We start from the raw sequence: 19,868 nt of genomic DNA on the forward strand, positions 1-19,868 counted from the left end.
GACAAGTCCGTCACCTCTTTCTTAGACATGAACCGGCATGGAGCGTGAGGAGAAGTTGATCGCTTCAAGCATATTCACAAGTGCTCTTACTGTGTCAAGCGATGTCATACAAACCACACCGTTCTCAACAGCTTCACGGCGGATACGGAAACCGTCGCGCTCAGGCGTTTTGCCTTTGGTCAGCGTGTTGACAACAAACTGCGCGTCGCCGCTGCGAATCAGATCCAAAATGTTCGGTGAGCCTTCGCTCAATTTATGCACCGTTGTGACTGGAAGGCCAGCTTCTTCAATCGCTGTGGCCGTTCCGCCGGTTGCAATGATTTTATAACCGAGGCGGTAGAAGCCTTTCAAGATTTCAATCGCTTCTTCCTTGTCTTTGTCAGCAACAGTCACTACGACTGAACCTGCAGACGGGATTTTCATGCCCGCACCGATTAAGCCTTTGTAAAGCGCCTTGGCAAAGTTCGTATCGCGACCCATTACCTCACCTGTTGATTTCATCTCAGGTCCGAGTGTTGTATCGACACGGCGAAGTTTCGCGAAGGAGAATACCGGCACTTTTACGGAGACATAGTTATCTTCCGGCCATAGACCGCTTTGGTAACCCATATCCGCCAGCTTTTGTCCCATAATGACGCGTGTCGCCACGTTAGCCATCGGTATGTTCGTTACTTTGCTTAAGAATGGTACCGTTCTGGAAGAACGCGGGTTAACCTCGATTACATACACTTGGTCGTTGTGGATAACGAACTGGATGTTGACCAAGCCCACTACGTTAAGTTCCAGACCGATTTTTGTCGTAATCTCGATAACTTGCGCCTTAATTTCATCAGAGAGCGATTGCGGAGGATATACCGCGATGGAGTCGCCGGAGTGAACTCCTGCACGCTCAACGTGTTCCATAATCCCAGGGATTAGAACCGTTTCTCTATCACAAATCGCGTCTACTTCTACCTCTTTACCCAGCATATAACGGTCGATCAGAACCGGATGCTCAGGGTTGATTTTCACCGCATATTCCATGTAGCTCAGCAATTCTTCATCGGAGTAGACGATTTCCATCGCACGTCCGCCCAAGACATAGGAAGGTCGAACGATAACCGGATAACCGAATTTTGCTGCAGTTCCAACCGCTTCATTCACAGAAGTTACTGTACCGCCTGGTGGTTGAGCAATGGAAAGCTTGCTTAGCAAAGCTTCGAATTTCTTGCGATCTTCCGCAGTATCGATACTTTCCAGATCGGAACCTAGAATGCGAACTCCTGCTTTGTGTAAAGGAGCTGCCAAGTTGATCGCGGTTTGACCGCCGAATTGTACGATAACCCCGATTGGTTTCTCGCGTTCAATGACGTTCATCACATCTTCGAAGAACAATGGCTCGAAGTACAAGCGATCGGACGTGTTGAAGTCCGTGGATACCGTCTCTGGGTTGTTATTGATAATAACAGCTTCGTAGCCAGCAGCTTGAATCGCCCATACAGCGTGTACTGTTGAGTAGTCAAACTCAATCCCTTGTCCGATACGGATTGGACCGGAACCAAGTACAACAACTTTCTCTTTCGTTGTTTCCGTTACTTCATCTTCTTGCTCATAAGTTGAATAGTAGTATGGCGTCGAAGCTTCAAACTCCGCTGCGCAAGTATCAACCATTTTGTAAACAGGTTTAATGTTTTGCTTCAAGCGATAAGCTCTTACATCCGCTTCGTTAATGAATGTTGTGCAGCCAGCAAGCGTACGAATTTCAGCAACAGCGCGGTCTGTGAAACCTTTGCGCTTAATTTCAAAAATCAGATCAGCCGTTAATTCGCTTGCGGCGATTTCTTTCTCGTACTTGATCAAACCTTCAAGCTTGTTCAAGAACCACCAATCAATTTTCGTCAAATTCTGCAATTGTTCTACAGAATAACCCCTGCGGTAAGCTTCTGCCAGCAAGAACAAGCGCTCATCATCTGGTTTTTGCAAACGGGATTCCAATGTTTCTTTATCTAAAAGGTCTGTTTCCTTCAGGAACAAACGATGTACGCCAATTTCCAAAGAGCGAACCGCTTTGTGAATGGACTCTTCGAATGTACGTCCGATCGCCATAACCTCGCCGGTTGCTTTCATTTGTGTACCCAATTTGCGGTTAGCCGCCGTGAATTTATCGAAAGGCCAACGCGGGATTTTGGACACGATGTAGTCAAGTGCAGGCTCGAAGCAAGCATACGTTTGACCTGTTACTGGATTTACAAGCTCATCGAGCGTGTAGCCAATTGCGATTTTAGCTGCCATTTTGGCAATCGGATAACCTGTAGCTTTGGATGCAAGCGCTGAAGAGCGGCTTACACGAGGGTTAACTTCGATAACATAGTACTGGAAGCTGTGCGGATCAAGCGCATATTGTACGTTACAACCGCCTTCGATGTTCAAAGCGCGAATAATTTTCAGGGATGCGGAACGCAGCATTTGGTACTCACGATCCGACAATGTTTGGCTTGGCGCTACTACGATACTGTCTCCTGTATGTACGCCTACTGGATCAAAATTCTCCATATTACATACAACAATACAGTTGTCGTTCGCGTCACGCATAACTTCATACTCGACTTCTTTCATACCTGCGATGCTGCGCTCAACCAGACATTGGCCGATTGGGCTGTAACGAATTCCGGAAGCTACGATGTCCGTCAGCTCTTCCATCGTGTTACAGATACCGCCGCCAGTACCACCAAGTGTGTAGGCTGGGCGAACAATGATCGGGAAGCCGATTTCATTTGCAAAATCTACCGCTTGCGCGACAGTTGTTACGATAACGCTATCCGGAACAGGCTGCTCCAGCTCTCTCATCAAGTCTCTGAAAAGATCGCGGTCTTCCGCTTTCTCAATCGCAGTAAGCTGCGTACCCAGAAGCTTCACGTTTTCGCTCTCAAGAACTCCTGCGCGAGCAAGTTCTACAGCCATGTTCAGGCCTGTTTGACCACCTAAAGTCGGAAGCAAACCGTCTGGACGCTCTTGACGAATGATTTGTGTAACGAATTCCAGCGTAATTGGTTCGATATATACTTTGTCGGCCATGTTCGTATCCGTCATGATCGTAGCCGGGTTGGAGTTGATCAGGATAACTTCCATGCCTTCTTCTTTCAATGCTTGGCAAGCTTGCGTTCCCGCATAGTCGAATTCCGCTGCCTGACCGATAACGATCGGACCGGAACCGATAACGAGGATCTTTTTGAGTGTATTATTTTTTGGCATATTACAGTTCCTCCCTAGAGTTTTGCTTCAGCAAAACTTGCTTCGTAAGCTTTACTTACAGATGTCGATGCCGCGGACGCTTTCCATTGAGCAAGCATTTGCGCTTGGCGCGGTTGTTCTGGATTATCTAGTTTGTGCTGACGAATCATCGAGATGAAATCATCGAACAGATAGCTGGAGTCAAACGGCCCAGGTGCAGCTTCCGGATGGTATTGAACCGAGAAAGCCGGGAATTTCTTATGTTTCAAACCTTCAATTGTACGGTCATTATTGTTAATGTGCGTCACTTCAAGATCAGTTCCGGCAACGGACTCATCTTTCACTGTGTAGCCATGGTTTTGCGATGTAATGTAGCAGCGGCCGGAAGCCAAATCTTTCACCGGGTGGTTACCGCCGCGATGTCCGAATTTCAGTTTGTCAGTGTCAGCGCCGCAAGCAAGTGCGAACAGTTGGTGACCCAAGCAAATTCCGAAAAGCGGAATGTCGCCAAGCAAACCTTTGATCATTTCGACAGCGTGTGGAACGTCTTTTGGATCCCCAGGGCCGTTAGACAGCAGGACGCCGTCTGGTGCAAGTCGGCGAATTTGTTCTGCTGTTGCATCTTGAGGCACAACAACAACGTCACAGTCGCGTTTGCTCAGATCGCGGATAATTCCGCTTTTTGCCCCAAAGTCAACCAATACGATACGCTCTTTGTGACCTGGTGCCCCGTACACGCTTTTCGTGGAGACGCGCGCTACTTGATCCGTCATGAGGGAAGTTCCTCTCAGGATTTCAGTCAACTCGGCAACGGATTTATTGGAAGTTGTCAGCAAGCTTTTCATAACGCCGTGGTGACGGATCTTACGAGTCAACATGCGCGTATCGATACCGCTGATGCCTACGATGCCGTATTCCTTAAGCAAGCTGCCCAGTGTGTATTGAGCTCTCCAGTTGCTTGGGATTTCTTCATGCTCACGAACGACAAAACCATGAATGAATGGGCGTACGGATTCAAAATCATCACGAATCACACCGTAGTTCCCCACCAATGGGTAAGTCATCGTTACGATTTGACCGCAGTAGGAAGGGTCGGAAAGAACCTCCTGATACCCTGTAATTCCCGTGTTGAATACTACCTCACCGACGGACTCTCCTTCACTACCGAACGATTTTCCTGTAAAAAGCGTGCCGTCTTCCAGCAACAATCTTGCCTGCATGTATGTTCAGCTCCTTCACTATTGTCAGGCGATTCTAACGAACCGCAGATGTCATGCTTATTTGTTATCATCTTTATGCGTAGACTTGCATAAAAAATGATCAGTTTGTATAAATATACACGATTTTCGGGTTGCCGTATAGATCGTTCGTGTCGTTTTTATGAATAAACGATTTTTCCGGAAGCGATGGTAACAACGGGCCACCCCTTCAGTTTCCATCCGATAAACGGTGTGTTTTTACTGCGTGAAACAATCTCTTCTTTGAGAACCTCGCGTTCTGTTTCTAAATCCACGATAGTGATGTCCGCGATGCTGCCTACATTCAACGTTCCGTATGGAAGTCCGAATACATCAGCTGGTTTCTTAGTCATACGATCTACCAGGAAGCCAAGCGTCCATTTGCCGGTCAGGACAAATTTCGTGTACAGCAGGTTGAAGGCCGTCTCGAAACCAAGGATACCGAATGGCGCCAGCATCATGCCCTTCTCTTTCTCTTCTTCCGAGTGAGGCGCATGATCCGTCACGATAATGTCGATCGTCCCGTCTTCAAGGCCTTCGATGACAGCTTGCACATCGCGCGGTGTGCGCAGCGGCGGGTTCATCTTCCAGTTCGCGTCAAGCCCTGGAATATCTTCATCGGATAGCACAAGGTGATGCGGGCAAACCTCTGCAGTTACTTTAATTCCGAACTGTTTCGCATGACGGATCAATCGAACCGATTGCTCGGTAGAAACGTGGCACACGTGGTAGTGAACACCTGTTGCTTCAGCCAGCAGCACGTCGCGGCCAACATGAATCGCTTCGGATTCATTCGGGATGCCTTTCAGGCCGTGCTTCTTGGCGAAGGAGCCTTCGCTGACCGGCGCTCCGACAACAAGCGTATCGTCCTCGCAGTGAGCGATGATGGGCATTCCGATGGATGCGGCCAAGGCCATGGCATCCTTCATCATTTGCGCGCTTTGCACGCCAACGCCGTCATCCGTGTAGCCGATGACGCCCGCTTCTTTCAGCGCGGCAAAGTCAGTCAACTCGCGGCCAAGCTCGTTTTTCGTAATCGTGCCGTAAGGAAGGACACGAACTACGCCTTCTGTAGCTGCTTTGTCCAATATGTAGTTCACCGTCTCTACCGTATCGATGACGGGTCTTGTATTTGGCATACAAGCAATCGTTGTGAATCCGCCTCTTGCAGCGGAACGCGTTCCGGTCGCAATGTTTTCTTTATGTTCAAACCCGGGCTCTCTCAAGTGAACATGCATATCAATAAAGCCAGGTGTTACCAATTTGCCTGCTGCATCGATGACTTCATGCCCTTCGGTTTGTGGCGTTGAACCTTCAACAGCGTCCAGAACTTGAGCAATTTTATCATTTTCAACTAAAATGTGTTTCTTCGCTTGTACATTATTTGCGTCAACTGTCGTTCCGTTTAGAATCCAAATGCCCATTGTTGTAAGTCCCCCTGTTTTATGATAAAGCTCGTTCAATGACGGCCATACGAATCGGTACGCCGTGAGCAATTTGTGTGAAAATTTTTGATTTCTCATGTTCAACCAATTCATCGTCCAGTTCCACGTTGCGGTTAACCGGAGCCGGATGCATGATGATCGCGTGAGGAGCCATTCGGCTTGCGCGCTCTACCGTTAAACCGTATTGCTCGCGGTATTCCTCTGCGGAGCGAAGCAGCCCTGTATCGTGGCGTTCCAGCTGCACGCGCAGCATCATAACAACGTCTGCCTTCAGTGCTTCATCGAAGGACACATACGGCGCGAACTCTGCGAGTTCCGGAGCTTGCATGCTTGCTGGAGCGCAGAACTGCACTTTCGCCCCCAGAGCAAGCAGTCCCCACAGATTGGAGCGTGCCACGCGGCTGTGCAGAATGTCTCCAACGATGGAGACCGTCAGCCCTTTGATGGCGCCGAATTGCTTGCGCATCGTGTAGAAGTCGAGCAGCGCTTGCGTTGGATGCTCGTTGTTGCCGTCCCCCGCATTAATAAGCGGGATTTTGATTTTCTCCGCGAGCTCCTGGAGCACGCCGTTCGGCTTCAAGCGGATGACGCCTGCGTCGATCCCCATCGACTCCAGCGTACGGACTGTGTCGTAGATGGATTCGCCTTTCTGAACGCTGGACTCCGCTGCTGAGAAGTTCAGAACATCTGCGCCTAGACGCTTTTGCGCCAGTTCGAAGGAAAAGCGGGTTCTTGTGCTATTTTCAAAAAATAAGTTGGAAACGAATTTGCCGTTAAATTGATTGGTCACTTTCGCAGGACTCTGCTCCCAATAAGCCGCGCGATCAAGGATGCTTATGATCTCATCTGCGCTAACTCCTTTTAGTCCTAGAAAATGTTTGGTTTGTGTACTCACCATGCTCACTCCTGTTTCCCCCTCTGTTGAAGTATAATGACGCCGTCTTTGTCGTCGATTTCCGTAAGCAGCACTTCAATGCTTTCACTTTTGGAGGTAGGTACGTTCTTTCCTACATAATCCGGGCGAATCGGCAGTTCGCGATGCCCTCTGTCCACTAGCACGGCCAACTGAATCATTTGCGGCCTGCCTAAGTCGATCAAGGCGTCCATCGCTGCCCGCACGGTGCGTCCCGTAAACAGGACATCGTCGAACAGAATGATTTTCCGGTCTTGAATTTGGATGCGGCCGCCTTCTTGGACGTTCAGGGCCGATTTCACTTTAACGCGGTCGTCTCGATACGAAGTGATATCAATCTCACCGACAGGAACCGGCACGCCTTCGATTTCCATGATTCTCTCAGCGACTCGCTTCGCTAAATAAATGCCTCGTGTCCGAATCCCAATTAGGGTGCAATTTTCTACCCCTTTATTCTTTTCAAGTATCTCATGTGCAATCCGCGTAAGAGCACGACGAATTCCCATTTCGTCTATAATCGTGTGCTCGGTTGCTTCGTTCATTTGATTCGCCTCCTGAGAGTTTTGCTTTAGCAAAACTGGCATCGTAAGCATTAGCTGAGTTTTGGCCAGGTTAAAACACACCAAAAAACTCCTTGCCCATTCATTGGCAAGGAGTTAGCGTGCATAAAGATACAGAGCGGGGCATAAGGATGCGCACATCCCCAAGCTTGTTCATAAACTGAATTCACGATTCAATTTATCCCGTCTTTTCTTATCGACTACCTTGCCAGCCTCTCTGGACTGTTTTTAAAGGTACATATGTAATTAAAAGCATTATGCCACTTTCGACAAGATAAGTCAATATGAATTGCGTTGAATTTTTGAACAGAATTTTTATCATGTGTTATAATTTACATATCAAAATCCACTATGGCATTACTCACAATTCCCTAAGGAGGAAAACATTTGTTCAAACTGTTTAGACTTTTGAATCCGTACAAAGTTTCAGTTGTTGCCATCATCGCCTTAATGCTTCTTCAGTCATTGTCTCAACTGTATCTCCCCACTTTGCTCTCGGACATCGTCGATGTCGGAGTCTTGCATGGGGATGTTGCCTATATTCTCCGTTATGGGGCCTACATGCTTTTGGTAGCTATGGGCGCGATGGTTTGCGTGATGGTCGCCAGCTATTTGCTGGCACGGACAGCCACTGGATTCGGCAGGGATTTGCGCCGCAAGCTTTTTAGCCATGTCGAGAGCTTTTCCTTAAATGAGTTTGACAAGGTCGGCACCTCCTCGCTGATTACACGAACCACCAATGACATCGCACAAGTACAGCAAGTGATCGTTATGATGCGAATGTTCATCGGTGCGCCGACCATGTTGATCGGCGGTGTCATTATGGCGACCTATAAAGATGCCCATCTGGCCATTGTCCTCATTGCCGTCATTCCGATTCTCGCATTAGCCATCATAGGAATCATGTCCAAAGGGCTTCCTCTATTTAAAGTGCTGCAAATCAAAATAGATGCCATCAATCTCGTGCTTCGCGAGAATTTGACCGGTATTCGAGTCATTCGCGCTTTTAACCGTTCCGGTCATGAACAGACGAAGTTTGCAAAAGCGAATATGGATTACACCCAAACGGCCATCAAAGTGAACACGATCATGGCGACGATGATGCCAATCATGATGCTGGTTTTTAATTTGGGGATTGTCGTGATCCTTTGGTATGGGGGAATACGCATTGATAGCCAACAGATGCAAATTGGCGATTTGATGGCTTTCATTCAATATGCGATGCAAATTATGTTTTCGATGTTCATGATGACAATGATTTTCATGATGATCCCTAGAGCATCCGCCTCTTCCGGGCGTATTAATGAAGTTCTGGCTTTGACCTCTACGATACAAAATACCAAAGAGGCACAGGCTCTTCCTTCCGATCAGGCAGCGATTGAATTCAAACATGTGACTTTCAGCTACCCGGGTGCCGAGCAGCCTGCCATCCGTGATATTTCATTCCGCGCAGAGCCGGGTGAGATAACAGCCATTATTGGCGGTACGGGTTCTGGCAAAACAACGCTGATCAATTTGCTGCTGCGCTTTTATGATGTTAATGAAGGCAGCATTACGATTGACGGCCATCCCTTACCCACCTTACAAATAGATAGCCTGAGACAACAAATTGGATATGTCCCGCAAAAAGCGGCGCTCTTCTCCGGTACGGTTGCCGACAATATCCGGTTCGGACGCGAGTCTGCAACGGAGGACGAGATCCAACAGGCTGCGCAGACGGCGCAAGCTGCAGATTTCATTGCCGAATTGAAAGACGGCTATCAATCCATCCTGGCTCAGGGAGGCACGAATTTATCCGGCGGTCAAAAGCAGCGGTTAGCCATTGCCCGAGCCCTCGCCCGCAAACCGGAAATCTACGTTTTCGATGACAGCTTCTCTGCGCTTGATTTCAAAACGGACGCGAAGCTGCGGGCGGCACTTAAAGCTGAAACCGCGCAAGCGACGAAAATCATCGTAGCTCAGCGAGTCAGCACCATCATGGATGCCAACCGGATTATCGTGCTAGAAGACGGACGCATTGCCGGGATCGGCACACATGCCGAGCTGATGAGCACCTGCAGTGTTTATCAAGAAATCGTGGCTTCCCAGCTGTCAGAGGAGGAAATTGCATGAGTGATCAACCAAGAAACGGGCAGCGTCCTCCCTCCCAAGGTGTGAATCCAGCTCATTTTGGCCGAGGCGGTATGGGTGCGATGGGCATGCCAGTTCAGAAAGCGAAGGATTTCAAGGGTACCTTGCGTCGGCTGTCCGGCTATATGAAGCCTTTCCGGGTATCTATCATTTCTGTTTTTATAGCTGCCGTGCTCAGTACGGTCTTCAGCATCATTAGTCCCAAACTCATGGGGAATGCAACGACAAAGCTGTACGAAGGCTCCATGGCTAAGCTCAAGGGTGTGCCTGGTGCGAAAATTGACTTTGATGCGCTGCTGCAAATTGTTTTGATACTAGCTGCGCTATACGTATTCAGCTCTGTTTTAACTTTTATCCAGCAAAGGATTATGGTTGGTGTCACACAGAAAATTGTGTTTAATCTCCGCAAAGATATTAGCGACAAGCTGACTCGGGTTCCACTTTCTTTCTTTGATTCCCGTAGTCATGGAGATACGATGAGTCGCGCAACGAATGATGTCGATACGATCTCTTCCACCATGCAGCAAAGTTTAACTCAGCTCATCACATCCATCGTCACGCTGCTCGGGATTATCATTATGATGCTTACGATTAGTCCCCTATTGACTTTGGTAACCATCATCACGCTGCCTTTAAGCATTATGGCAACGAAAATGATTGCTTCCCGCTCGCAGAAATATTTCAAAGGCCAGCAAAAAACACTTGGCGAGCTCAATGGCCACGTCGAGGAAATGTATACGGGACATACCATTGTTAAAGCATTCGGGCGTGAACGCCACTCTATCGAGAAATTCAATGAAATCAATGACCGGTTGTATCATTCCGGCTGGAAGGCGCAATTTATTTCCGGAATGATCTTTCCCCTCATGTCATTTATCGGAAATATCGGATATGTGCTCGTCAGTGTCATTGGCGGTATCATGGTGACACAAAGCACGATCAAAATTGGTGATATTTTGGCCTTCATCCAGTACTCCGGGCAATTCGGAATGCCTATCACACAGGTTGCTAATATCGCAAACATTATTCAGTCCACCATCGCAGCCGCGGAACGGATCTTCGAGCTGCTGGATGAGCAGGAAGAGGTGTTGGAGGATACCGCAAACAAGTCCGTTACGCAGGTGCGCGGGCACGTCCAGTTCAACGAGGTCGCTTTCTCCTATAAAACGGATGAGCCGCTTATTGAGCAGATGAACATCGAAGTCGAGCCAGGTCAAACGGTCGCCATCGTCGGCCCGACGGGTGCTGGGAAAACAACCATTGTTAACCTGCTCATGCGCTTCTATGAGTTAAAAGGCGGAACGATCTCCATCGACGGCGTTGATTCCCGTAAAATGTCTCGCAGCCACCTTCGCGGACTGTTCGGCATGGTCCTCCAAGACACGTGGCTGTTCAACGGCACGATTCGGGAGAACATCGCTTACGGACGAGACGGCGCATCCGAGGAAGAGATCGTGAATGCGGCTCGCGCTGCGTTCGCCGATCATTTCATTCGAACGCTGCCGGATGGATATAACACTATTTTAAATGAAGAAGCCTCCAATCTTTCCCATGGCCAAAAGCAGCTGCTAACCATTGCTCGAGCGATATTAGCGGATCCTGCGATTTTGATTCTGGATGAGGCGACCAGCTCCGTAGATACTCGCACGGAAGTCTCCATTCAGAGGGCGATGAACAATTTGATGGAGAACCGCACGAGCTTTGTTATTGCCCATCGCTTATCTACCATCCGTGACGCTGATCTCATTCTAGTGATGAATCATGGAACTGTGATTGAACAAGGAACACACGAGCAGCTTTTGGCGCAAAATGGCTTCTATGCCGACCTGTACAACAGCCAATTTGCTTCAAAAGCGATCTCATAATCGAAGGACTGCGCATTCGAGTTGATTCGACTCGTTACGCAGTCCTTTTCACGTCGCCCCCTATCTGATAATATAGGAGAGTCAATTTAATTTAAGGAGATGTCACCATGAGCGAAATGAATACGTTAGAAATCATTCAGTTTATTAAAGAAAGCAAGAAAAAAACTCCCGTTAAAGTATATGTAAAAGGAAACCTTGAAGGTATTGAATTCGGAGAAGGCAGCCAATCCTTCATTTCCGGAGGCAGCGGCGTCGTATTTGGCGAGTGGAGCGAAATCTCCCCTGTGCTTGAAGCCAACAAAGAGCAAATCGTTGATTACGTGGTTGAATCAGACCGCCGTAATTCCGCAATTCCTATGCTTGACCTAAAAGGAATTAACGCTCGTATCGAGCCAGGCGCGGTTATTCGCGATAAAGTACATATCGGAGACAACGTGGTTATCATGATGGGCGCTCTTATTAACATCGGTGCTTCCGTAGGCGACGGCACAATGATCGATATGAACGCTGTTCTCGGTGGCAGAGCGCAAATCGGTAAAATGTGTCACATCGGTGCTGGCGCAGTTGTTGCCGGCGTTATTGAGCCTCCTTCTGCACAACCTTGCGTTATTGAAGATGACGTACTTGTAGGTGCTAATGCTGTAATCTTGGAAGGCGTTCGCATTGGCAAAGGTTCTGTAGTAGCCGCTGGCGCTATCGTTACACAAGATGTTGAAGAGTACACAGTCGTTGCAGGCGCTCCTGCTCGTGTAATCAAGAAAGTTGACGATAAAACAAAATCCAAAACAGAAATCTTACAAGATCTGCGTACCCTGTAAGATCATCTGGAGGAACACCTATGTCTAGCCCTTTCATCGCATTGCGTCGTCAGCTTCACCAAATTCCGGAGCCGGGCTTTGAAGAGTTCAAGACGCAAAAGCTGCTCTTAGACGAACTTGCTAAGCTGCCTCAGAATCGGATCAGTATCCGGACTTGGCGGACAGGCATTTTGGTTTATATTAAAGGAACAAATCCGACCAAACGCTTTGGCTATCGGGCGGATATGGACGGGCTGCCGATTACGGAAGAAACCACGCTTCCGTTTCCTTCGCAGCATCCTGGGTATATGCACGCCTGCGGTCATGATTTTCACATGTCGATCGGGATGGGCGTGATCACCCATTTTGTTAACCAGCCTATGAAGGATGATCTTGTTGTCCTGTTCCAGCCGGCCGAAGAAGGACCTGGGGGCGCACTGCCCATGCTTGCTTCGGAAGAGCTGAAGGACTGGATGCCGGATCAGATGGTTGCCCTCCATATCGCGCCTGAGTACCCGGTTGGCACCATTGCCACACGGCCTGAGATCTTGTTCGCCAACACTTCTGAATTGTTCATCGACCTTCTAGGCAAAGGCGGACACGCCGCTTACCCGCATCAAGCGAATGATATGATTATCGCGGCGACGCAAATGGTTGGCCAACTGCAAACCATCGTTTCCCGTAATGTGAATCCGCTGGATTCGGCTGTCGTAACCATCGGCAAAATGGAGGCTGGCACTAAACAGAACATCATTGCCGAAAAAGGTCGATTGGAAGGCACGATTCGCACGCTTTCCGCTAGTTCAATGAACAAGATCAAGAAACGGATTGAAGCCATCGCTGCTGGCATCGAAAGCTCTTTTGAATGCAAAGTAACGATCGATTACGGCTCAAATTACCGTCAAGTTTTTAACGATCCTGCTTTGACTCGGGAGTTCATGGCGTGGCTGCGAACAACCGATCAGGTTCAGCTTGTAGAATGTACGGAAGCTATGACCGGCGAAGATTTCGGCTACTTTTTGGAGCAAATTCCCGGCTTCATGTTCTGGTTAGGGGTAGACACGCCTCACGGACTGCACAATGCCAAACTTGACCCGGATGAACGGGCGATTGATGTTGCCATTAACACCATTACTGCTTACTTCCAATTTAAATCTCAGTAAATGGATACCAAAAAAAACCTCCAAGCCCTTCGGCTTTGGAGGTTTTTTGCGTCTTACAATTTGCTGATAAAACGTTCCACACGATTCAGCGACTCTTCCAGTACTTCCTGCGAATACGCATAGGAAATACGGATGAAACCTTCGCCGTAGGTGGTAAAAGCATCCCCAGGTACTACCGCGACATGCTCTTCTTGAAGCAGTCTCATCGTGAACTCTTGAGAGGATAATCCGAATTTGGCGATGGACGGGAACAGATAGAACGCCCCATCCGGCTTCTCCAGTTCAAAGCCCATGGCCAGCAAACGATTAAAGACGTAATCTCGGCGAGCTTCATATTCTTCTCGCATCGGCAGAGCATCGTCGATCCCTGCTGTCAATGCTTCTAAAGCCGCGTACTGGCTTACGGAGCTGGCGCAGGTGACATTGTATTGATGCACCTTGACCATATGCTCAGTTATATTAGCCGGCGCCATGGTGAAGCCAATCCGCCATCCTGTCATGGCGTGAGATTTGGACAACCCATTGATGACGATCGTTTTGTCTCGCAGGTTGCCGATCGTTGCAATGGATTGATGGGTATCCCCATAGACAAGCTCGCTGTATATTTCATCGGATAAAATGAATAATTCACGGTCTTCCAACAGCTGTGCCAGGTCGTTCAATTCTTGCTTCGATAGCACTTGGCCTGTTGGATTGGACGGATAACATAAGATCACGCAGCGCGTTTTGTCAGTTAAGTATGGCGCTAACAGTTCGGCAGTTAATTTCAAGCCGTTTTTTCTGGTGTCTACATAAACTGGAACCCCGCCGGCAAGTCGTATCAAAGGCTCGTACCCCGGATAAATCGGAGCCGGCAGGATGACTTCCGCGCCCGGTGTAAGAATGGTCCGCAACGTGATATCTACCGCTTGGCTTGCGCCGGCAGTCACGATGATTTCGTCTGCTGCACGGTAGGTTTGGCCATATTTCACTTTCACAAAGTGAGATACCGCTTGTCTAAGCTCAAGTAAGCCCGGATTTTGCGTATAGACGGTTTTATTTTCGTCCAGCGCCCTCTGTCCCGCTTCAATAATATGCCGCGGCGTCGGGAAATCCGGTTGTCCGATCGTTAGTGTCAGTGCACCCGGAATCGTGCTGACCAGATTGGAGATTTTACGAATACCCGAAATCTGAATGTCTTTTACTTGTGGATTAATTAAATGCTCCATATGATTCGCTCCTCTCCCCATCAGATGAACCCTAGGATGTTCGTATTGTTTGCAGCAGCTGTTCCATGTCCGATGGAATCGGCGCTTCGAACTGCAGCCATTCCCCTGTCCGAGGATGCTCAAACCCCAGCACTGCGGCATGGAGCGCTTGACCATCCATCAACATCCCTTTGCTCTTGCCGTACATCGGATCTCCGACTAAGGGATGTCCAATAAACTTCATGTGCACGCGAATTTGGTGCGTTCGCCCTGTTTCGAGCTTGAGTTCCACTAAAGTGAAATCGCCGAAACGTTCCAGCACGACGAAATGCGTCACTGCATGCTTGCTGTTTTTCTCCGTCACCGTGTACATCTTGCGATCATGGGAATCGCGCCCGATCGGCGCATCAATCGTGCCTTGATCATGCTGAAGGTGTCCGTGGACCAACGCGATATATTTGCGATTAACAGTATGTGCCTTCAGTTGTTCTGCCAGACTGGCATGCGCCTTGTCATTCTTAGCAGACATAATCAAGCCGGATGTGTCCTTATCGATGCGGTGTACAATGCCGGGACGCAGCTCTCCGTTGATTCCGGAAAGATCCTTGCAATGATGCATCAAGGCATTCACTAACGTGCCTGAATAATGCCCTGGGGCAGGATGTACGACGAGCCCGCGCTGTTTGTTGATGACGATGACATCCGCATCTTCGTAAACCACATGAAGCGGAATGTCTTCAGCCAGCAGCTCGACACCTTGCGGATCAGGGATTTGCAGTGAAATCGCATCCTGTTCCGAGAGCTTATAGTTCGGTTTGATCGTTTTCTCATTTACCTTAACATGCCCGTCTTTGACCCATTGCTGCACCAAGGTTCTGGACACATCTTCTTCCAACGCTTCGGTGATGAATTTATCGATCCGTTCACCCGCATACTCTTTATCAACTGTCCATTCGATAACATCTTGAGATGCCATTTCAGACGAGGTCTGATTTGTGTTCATGAGCCGCTCCTTTTTTCTCTTTTCTCCACGCAAGAATTGAATCTAAGAAAATGAGGATAACCCCGATCACGATGGCGGAATCAGCGATATTGAAAATCGGATAAATATAATAAATGTCCTTACCGAACAAGCTGAAATCAAAAGTCACCTGCAGGAAATCCACGACTTCTCCGAATAATGCGCGGTCTACAAAGTTTCCGATAGCTCCTCCGAGGAGTAGGCTAAGCGCGCATGTCAATAACGTTTTACCATCACGAATGGTCCGGCGCATATACCAAATGATACCGATCAACACAAAAGTCGTAATGATAATGAAAAACCATCGTTGGTTTTGTAAAATGCCGAATGCGGCTCCCCGGTTTCTATGGGAAGTGATCATGAAAAACTCACCAATGACAGATCTTTCTTCGCCGAGTGGTATCCTCTTTACGATGAACCATTTGGACACTTGATCCAAAATAAATACGATTAACGCATAGAAATAATACTTCATATACTTCATTTCTTTTCCTCCTAAGAGCTTTGCCTCTGCAAAAACCCACTTCATAAACATTCACATCTATCCGTAAGCAAGAAAGATACCTTAATTTCAAGGAATTACCTCACTAAAAAACGCGGCTGCTCGGCATTATAACGGTAAGGATCAGCTGTAAGAAGGGAGCTGTACGACCTATGAGCCATCTAACCGAGGAGCAATCAAATCAATTATACCTGCAATTATTGGAGGAAAAGCTGGGTCTTGAAAAACATTTTGCCACGAACGATCATTTTGGCCTGTCAAACTCATTCAAAGACAGCACAGGTGAGCTCTCCATGTACGATAATCATCCTGCTGACGTGGCCTCAGAAATCTTCGAACGTGAAAAAGATATCTCGCTCAATGAGCATGCTGAGTTTCATTTGAGGCAAGTTGATGAAGCTTTAGCACATATGGAAAAAGGCGATTATGGCCAATGTATCTTCTGCCATAGCCCGATTTCTTTTGAGCGATTGCAAGCCATTCCAACCACGCTCTACTGCAAAGAACATGTGCCTGATCCTGAACAGTCCATCAGAAGACCGGTTGAAGAGCAAGTGCTTTATCCGCCATTTGGCCGAACAAGCTTTGACGAGCGTAATGACGAAACCGAATTTGATGGTGAAGACGCTTGGCAAATCGTTGAAAGCTGGGGTACGTCCAATACGCCTGCATTCGCAGAAGACCCAAACGTTGAAAATTACAACGAAATGTACATTGAAGCTGATGAAAATGTCGGCTATGTTGAATCTTTCGAAAGCTTCGTAGCCACAGATTTATATGGTGAACATGTCACCATAGTGCGCAGCAAAGCTTACCGGGATTATATGCACAGCGAGGAAGGCGACCCTTTTCTTGAGCCGGAAAACCGTTCCCTTGATGACGAGCCGCTCTAACATAAACAGGACAAACGAGCTTCGCTATAATAGCGCAAGCTCGTTTGCTCCTTTCTTACTCGTGGTAATGAGCAGTAACCACGTCATTACATCTGACACATAGCGTTGGATGTTCTTTACTTTGCCCAACCTCTGGAGTCACTATCCAGCAGCGCTCGCACTTCTCACCGTTCGCTACTTCAATAGCAATAGCTAAATCCTTCGTCTGATGAGCACCTTCAGGTGCACTTGTACCTGGCTGATGTACAGTTACAGCGGACACGATGAACAATTGATCTAGCTGTTCAAGCTGGCTAAGCAGAGCAAAAGTCGCTTCGTTCGGATACAGATGCACAGCAGCCCCTAAGGAGTTACCGATGACTTTCTCTTTACGCGCTTCTTCCAGCGCTTTCAGCACTTCGTCGCGAATGTCGAGGAAGCTGTTCCATTTATTTTCCAATTCCACATTGTACAAGCTCGAATCCACTTCCGGCAGCTCAGCCAACTGAACACTGCTTAATGTTACGCCAGGGATGTACTTCCACACTTCATCAGCTGTATGAGCCAAAATTGGCGAAATTAGCTTAGTCACCGCGACTAATGAATCATATAACACTGTCTGCGAAGCTTTCCGTGCTGGATCTTGCGGTGCGTTGGCATATAAGCGATCCTTGATAATATCCAAGTAGAACGAGCTCATCTCAACCGCACAGAAATGATGAATCGTTTGATACACCATATTGAATTCATAAGCATCGTAAGCTTTTACAACCTTATCAATCATCCGGTTCAGACGAATCAATGCATAACGGTCAAGCTCTGACAAACTTTCAACAGCAACGCGATCTGTCTCTGGATTGAAGTGACTCAGGTTCCCGAGCAAGAAACGCATCGTGTTGCGGATTTTGCGATAAACTTCCGTCGTTTGATTCAAAATGTTGTCCGAAATCCGGTGGTCTGATTGGTAATCTACAGAGGATACCCATAGACGCAGAATGTCAGCTCCTAACTTGCCACAAACCACATTAGGATCAATCGTGTTCCCAATGGACTTGGACATCTTACGCCCTTCTCCGTCCAGTGTGAAACCGTGACTTAGAATGCCCTTGTAAGGAGATTGCTCTTTCGTCGCAACACCTGTAATCAAGGAGGAGTTAAACCAACCGCGGTATTGGTCAGAACCTTCCAGGTACAAATCTGCCGGCCACTGAAGCTCAGGACGGGCCTCAAGCACGGCCACATGGCTGGAACCGGAATCAAACCAAACATCCATGATGTCTGTTTCTTTGCGGAATTCGCCATGACCACATTTCGAGCAGCTAGTTCCCGCAGGAAGTAGGTCCTTCTCTTCTTTAATAAACCAAGCGTTCGATCCTTCTTGCTCGAATAGCTGGGCCACATGCTCAATCGTTTGTTCATTGACGAGCGGTTCATTACAGCTGCGGCAATAGAAGATAGGGATTGGTACGCCCCATGAACGTTGTCTCGAAATACACCAGTCTCCACGATCGGCGATCATGTTGTGCAGGCGCAATTCTCCCCACTCTGGCGTCCATTTCACTTTCTTGATTTCATCCAACATCTCTTGTCTGAATTTATCGATCGAAGCGAACCATTGCTCCGTAGCACGATAAATAACCGGTTTCTTCGTACGCCAGTCATGCGCGTATTGATGCTGAATTTCCCCTGCTTTTAACAATAAGCCTGATTCCTGCAGCTTCTCAATGATCAGCTTGCCGCCTTTTTCATAGAACATGCCTTCAAATCCAGGAGCCTCCGCTGTAAAATGACCCTGGTCGTCCACTGGACAAAGGACCCCGAGGTTATAGCGTTGGCCGATTGCAAAGTCATCTTCCCCGTGACCTGGAGCCGTATGTACACAACCTGTACCGGCTTCAAGCGTAACATGCTCGCCAACCATAACAAGCGATTCACGATCATAGAAAGGATGCTGGCAAGTGACATACTCCAACTCTTGGCCTTTCACAGTCGACAAGACTTCATAATCGCTCCAACCGATTTCTTTGGCCGCTGCTTCCAGCAAGCCTTTCGCAAGCACATACTTCTTCCCGCCGGCTTGCACCACAGCATAATCAAATTCCGGGTGCAGAGAGATTCCCAAGTTGGCTGGCAGCGTCCAAGCTGTAGTCGTCCAGATGACGATTGCTGCGTCTTGAGGAAGCTTGCCTTTTCCGTCTTTAACCGGGAATGCTACATAGATGGAGGAGGACGTTTTTTCTTTGTATTCGATTTCCGCTTCAGCTAGCGCGCTTTCAGAAGACGGAGACCAGTAAACAGGCTTCAAACCTTTATAGACGTAACCCTTTTGCACCATTTTGCCGAATACACGGATTTGTCCCGCTTCATATTCCGGCAGTAAAGTGATATACGGATTCTTCCAGTCGCCTCGAATACCTAGACGTTTGAATTGGCTCTTCTGTTTCTCAACGGATTGCAGCGCGTATTCTTTGCAATATTCACGGAATTCAGGGACCGTCATTTTCTTGCGGTCGACTTTCCCGCTGTTCGTAATCACCTGCTCGATCGGCAAGCCATGTGTATCCCAGCCTGGCACGTAAGGAGCGTCATATCCTTGCAGCGTTTTAAAACGAACAATCACATCTTTCAATACTTTGTTTAGGGCATGTCCAATATGAATGTCCCCATTCGCGTATGGAGGTCCATCATGCAAAATAAATTTTTCTCTGCCTTTGCGACTCTCCTGTACTTTGGCATAGATGTCTTCAGCATCCCAATGTTCTTGAATTTTAGGTTCCGCTTGAGGTAAATTCCCTCTCATCGGAAAATCGGTTTGTAATAAGTTTAATGTTTTGCCATAATCCAACTCAACCACTCCATTCTTACCTTCATACATTTTATCATCCAAAAAAACAAAAAAAGCCTCTCATCCCCTAAAAGGGACGAGAAACTCTACTCGCGGTACCACCCTCGTTAATGAGCCACC

The 19,868-nt window shown here is 48.0% G+C and carries 14 protein-coding genes and 1 other annotated feature (1 of these 15 cut by a window edge); of the genes, 5 read left to right on the top strand and 9 right to left on the bottom strand.

Annotated elements, in window-relative coordinates; genetic code table 11:
- Positions 1–21: 21 nt before the first annotated feature.
- The 5 genes from carB to pyrR all read right to left on the bottom strand — a co-directional run bounded on the left by carB (position 22) and on the right by pyrR (position 7,348).
- Positions 22–3,231, bottom strand: coding sequence for a carbamoyl-phosphate synthase large subunit (carB, locus tag AC3WTJ_RS28920; protein WP_492524690.1), 3,210 nt, complete (start codon positions 3,229–3,231; stop codon positions 22–24).
- 14 nt (positions 3,232–3,245) lie between these two features.
- Positions 3,246–4,430 (bottom strand): carbamoyl phosphate synthase small subunit, encoded by a 1,185-nt coding sequence (locus tag AC3WTJ_RS28925; RefSeq protein WP_127452021.1) that lies wholly within the window; start codon positions 4,428–4,430, stop codon positions 3,246–3,248.
- A gap of 158 nt (positions 4,431–4,588) precedes the next feature.
- A complete protein-coding gene (pyrC, locus tag AC3WTJ_RS28930) occupies positions 4,589–5,872 on the bottom strand; it encodes a dihydroorotase (RefSeq protein ID WP_492524691.1) in 1,284 nt (427 codons plus the stop codon).
- A 19-nt stretch (positions 5,873–5,891) separates the two neighbouring features.
- Positions 5,892–6,791 carry an aspartate carbamoyltransferase catalytic subunit gene (locus tag AC3WTJ_RS28935; protein WP_157322282.1) on the bottom strand — a complete coding sequence of 300 codons (900 nt, stop codon included), beginning with the start codon at positions 6,789–6,791 and terminating at the stop codon, positions 5,892–5,894.
- A 2-nt stretch (positions 6,792–6,793) separates the two neighbouring features.
- A complete protein-coding gene (gene pyrR / locus AC3WTJ_RS28940; RefSeq protein WP_127452017.1) occupies positions 6,794–7,348 on the bottom strand; it encodes a bifunctional pyr operon transcriptional regulator/uracil phosphoribosyltransferase PyrR in 555 nt (184 codons plus the stop codon).
- A 405-nt stretch (positions 7,349–7,753) separates the two neighbouring features.
- Between pyrR and AC3WTJ_RS28945 the strand changes: the two genes are divergently transcribed.
- From AC3WTJ_RS28945 to AC3WTJ_RS28960, 4 genes are all read left to right on the top strand, one after another.
- The gene (locus AC3WTJ_RS28945; protein WP_492524692.1) at positions 7,754–9,478 is read left to right on the top strand and encodes an ABC transporter ATP-binding protein; all 1,725 of its coding nucleotides are present in this window, start codon (positions 7,754–7,756) and stop codon (positions 9,476–9,478) included.
- Positions 9,475–11,361: an ABC transporter ATP-binding protein gene (locus AC3WTJ_RS28950; protein WP_492524693.1), complete on the top strand. Its 1,887-nt coding sequence runs from the start codon at positions 9,475–9,477 to the stop codon at positions 11,359–11,361. Before AC3WTJ_RS28945 ends, AC3WTJ_RS28950 begins: the two co-directional genes overlap by 4 nt.
- 107 nt (positions 11,362–11,468) lie before the next feature.
- Positions 11,469–12,179, top strand: a complete 711-nt coding sequence (dapD, locus tag AC3WTJ_RS28955) for a 2,3,4,5-tetrahydropyridine-2,6-dicarboxylate N-acetyltransferase (RefSeq protein WP_492524694.1) — start codon at positions 11,469–11,471, stop codon at positions 12,177–12,179.
- Between the two features lie 20 nt (positions 12,180–12,199).
- Entirely contained in the window at positions 12,200–13,321 is a 1,122-nt protein-coding gene (locus AC3WTJ_RS28960) for an N-acetyldiaminopimelate deacetylase (RefSeq protein WP_492524695.1), read from the top strand.
- 53 nt (positions 13,322–13,374) lie between these two features.
- Here AC3WTJ_RS28960 and AC3WTJ_RS28965 read toward each other — a convergent pair whose 3' ends face one another.
- The 3 genes from AC3WTJ_RS28965 to lspA are packed head-to-tail and all read right to left on the bottom strand — an operon-like array spanning position 13,375 to position 16,004.
- Complete coding sequence (locus tag AC3WTJ_RS28965) at positions 13,375–14,529, bottom strand: aminotransferase A (RefSeq protein ID WP_492524696.1); 1,155 nt, start codon at positions 14,527–14,529, stop codon at positions 13,375–13,377.
- Positions 14,530–14,560: 31 nt separating this feature from the next.
- Positions 14,561–15,511 (bottom strand): RluA family pseudouridine synthase, encoded by a 951-nt coding sequence (locus AC3WTJ_RS28970; RefSeq protein WP_157321559.1) that lies wholly within the window; start codon positions 15,509–15,511, stop codon positions 14,561–14,563.
- Entirely contained in the window at positions 15,486–16,004 is a 519-nt protein-coding gene (gene lspA / locus AC3WTJ_RS28975) for a signal peptidase II (protein WP_127452400.1), read from the bottom strand. Before lspA ends, AC3WTJ_RS28970 begins: the two co-directional genes overlap by 26 nt.
- 179 nt (positions 16,005–16,183) lie before the next feature.
- Here lspA and AC3WTJ_RS28980 point away from each other — a divergent pair, with 179 nt between their 5' ends.
- Positions 16,184–16,924 (top strand): TraR/DksA C4-type zinc finger protein, encoded by a 741-nt coding sequence (locus AC3WTJ_RS28980; RefSeq protein ID WP_127452004.1) that lies wholly within the window; start codon positions 16,184–16,186, stop codon positions 16,922–16,924.
- Between the two features lie 55 nt (positions 16,925–16,979).
- Here AC3WTJ_RS28980 and ileS read toward each other — a convergent pair whose 3' ends face one another.
- A complete protein-coding gene (gene ileS / locus AC3WTJ_RS28985) occupies positions 16,980–19,748 on the bottom strand; it encodes an isoleucine--tRNA ligase (protein ID WP_492524804.1) in 2,769 nt (922 codons plus the stop codon).
- 69 nt (positions 19,749–19,817) lie between these two features.
- Positions 19,818–19,868: a binding site (T-box leader), on the bottom strand (it continues 196 nt past the right edge of the window).

The sequence above is a fragment of the Paenibacillus sp. FW101-FHT12H11 genome (genome assembly GCF_058790355.1).

Coding starts and splice junctions, on each gene's coding strand:
- pyrR (WP_127452017.1), bottom strand. CDS start 7,348: ATGAACGAAGCAACCGAGCACACGATTATAGACGAAATGGGAATTCGT.
- dapD (WP_492524694.1), top strand. CDS start 11,469: ATGAGCGAAATGAATACGTTAGAAATCATTCAGTTTATTAAAGAAAGC.
- pyrC (WP_492524691.1), bottom strand. CDS start 5,872: ATGGGCATTTGGATTCTAAACGGAACGACAGTTGACGCAAATAATGTA.
- AC3WTJ_RS28965 (WP_492524696.1), bottom strand. CDS start 14,529: ATGGAGCATTTAATTAATCCACAAGTAAAAGACATTCAGATTTCGGGT.
- AC3WTJ_RS28960 (WP_492524695.1), top strand. CDS start 12,200: ATGTCTAGCCCTTTCATCGCATTGCGTCGTCAGCTTCACCAAATTCCG.
- carB (WP_492524690.1), bottom strand. CDS start 3,231: ATGCCAAAAAATAATACACTCAAAAAGATCCTCGTTATCGGTTCCGGT.
- lspA (WP_127452400.1), bottom strand. CDS start 16,004: ATGAAGTATTATTTCTATGCGTTAATCGTATTTATTTTGGATCAAGTG.
- AC3WTJ_RS28970 (WP_157321559.1), bottom strand. CDS start 15,511: ATGAACACAAATCAGACCTCGTCTGAAATGGCATCTCAAGATGTTATC.
- AC3WTJ_RS28925 (WP_127452021.1), bottom strand. CDS start 4,430: ATGCAGGCAAGATTGTTGCTGGAAGACGGCACGCTTTTTACAGGAAAA.
- AC3WTJ_RS28980 (WP_127452004.1), top strand. CDS start 16,184: ATGAGCCATCTAACCGAGGAGCAATCAAATCAATTATACCTGCAATTA.
- AC3WTJ_RS28935 (WP_157322282.1), bottom strand. CDS start 6,791: ATGGTGAGTACACAAACCAAACATTTTCTAGGACTAAAAGGAGTTAGC.
- AC3WTJ_RS28950 (WP_492524693.1), top strand. CDS start 9,475: ATGAGTGATCAACCAAGAAACGGGCAGCGTCCTCCCTCCCAAGGTGTG.